Origin of the sequence: Ureibacillus thermosphaericus (assembly GCF_012396605.1) — a bacterium.
GTDB lineage: Bacteria > Bacillota > Bacilli > Bacillales_A > Planococcaceae > Ureibacillus > Ureibacillus thermosphaericus.
In genome coordinates, this window is the sequence record NZ_JAAXPW010000077.1 from 1 (window position 1) to 1,456 (window position 1,456).

Here is a 1,456-nt window from a genome sequence, read left to right on the forward strand (position 1 = left end):
TCTTATTTAGGCTGGACATGGTCTTTTCCATGTCCAGTTTGCCATTTTCTTTAAGTTCATGGCAGCGAAAGTAAGCATCGCCTGCATGGACAATTTTTCCAGTCCTCGTAGAGTTGTCCATCGCATGCCATGCTTCTCTTTTCCATCGGCAAAGACCCGTTCAATCGTTTCTTTGCGCTTATCATATATATTTCTATTGATATCTGTATGTCTTAAGTGGTCGACTTCTTCCACATAGTGCTCCCAAATGTGGCGATGAATAAATTTAGTGTGATCTTTACTTTGGGTACACTTTTCTAAAAATGGGCACGTTTTACATATTTCCGGTTTCGAAGCGTACTGTCGATATCCTTCTCTTGTTGTTGTTCGGTATTCAAGAGTTTGGTTGTTTGGGCAGATATAACAATCATAATGCTCATCGTATACATATTCATACTTTTTAAAGAAACCGTCCTTTGTTCTAGGCCTTGTATATGGCATGACTGGACGAATCTCTTTATCCAATAGACTTTTCGCATTCGCTGGGGTTTTGTATCCGGCATCTACGGCTACTGCAGTTGGTTTGCCTACTTTTTCGATGACTTGTTCGAGTAATTGACCAAACACCTGACTATCATGAATATTCGCTCCCGTTACCTTGGTAGCTAAGACAAAGCCTTTTGCATCACAGGCGGTATGAAAAGAATAGGCAAACATCTTTTCCCGTTCATCTTTTACGTAATAGCCACTATCAGGATCGGTTGTACTGACCTTTATTTCCTTGGTTTCTTCATTCTCTTTCGGGGGAAAGGGCTTTTTTCCATGGTTTTCACGGTCTTGGTTAATCTCTAACTCTAATTGCGCTTGATAGCTTTTTGTTTCTGCCCGGACAATTTTCTTATCGAACTTCTTTTTATTGGCGCTTGCTTTGACATGTGTTGAATCAATAAAGGCAACAGATGCATCCACTAATCCTTTATTCATCGCTTCTTTTAAAATACGATAAAATATCTGTTCAAATAAATCAGTACCTTGAAAACGACGAACATAATTCTTGCCGAACGTTGAAAAATGAGGAATTTTCTCTGTGAAACCATATCCTAAGAACCATCGATACGCCACGTTGGTTTCAATTTCTTTGATCGTTTGACGCATGGATCGAATACCAAATAAATACTGCACAAAGACCATTTTAATGAGCACAACAGGATCAATACTAGGCCTTCCGTTATCTAGGCAATAGGTATCTTTGACAAGATCGTAAATAAAATCAAAGTCTATGGCTTGTTCAATCTTCCTTACCAAATGATCTTCTGGAACCAATTGATCAAGAGCCACCATTTCCAATTGATTTCGATTATTGTCAGTACGCTTCGATAACATCCTAAATTTCCCCCGTTAACCAAGAATTCTATCCCTATTATACAAAAAAGCCTGTAGATTTGGCCCCTAGTTAGGGACTTTGTCTACAAGCTGA

1 protein-coding gene is annotated in these 1,456 nt (G+C 38.9%); it reads right to left on the bottom strand.

Annotated features, from left to right (window positions below):
- Positions 1-6: 6 nt before the first annotated feature.
- Positions 7-1,362, bottom strand: a complete 1,356-nt coding sequence (locus HF990_RS14770) for an IS1182 family transposase (protein ID WP_016839220.1) — start codon at positions 1,360-1,362, stop codon at positions 7-9.
- Positions 1,363-1,456 lie beyond the last annotated feature (94 nt).

Coding starts and splice junctions, on each gene's coding strand:
- HF990_RS14770 (WP_016839220.1), bottom strand. CDS start 1,362: ATGTTATCGAAGCGTACTGACAATAATCGAAATCAATTGGAAATGGTG.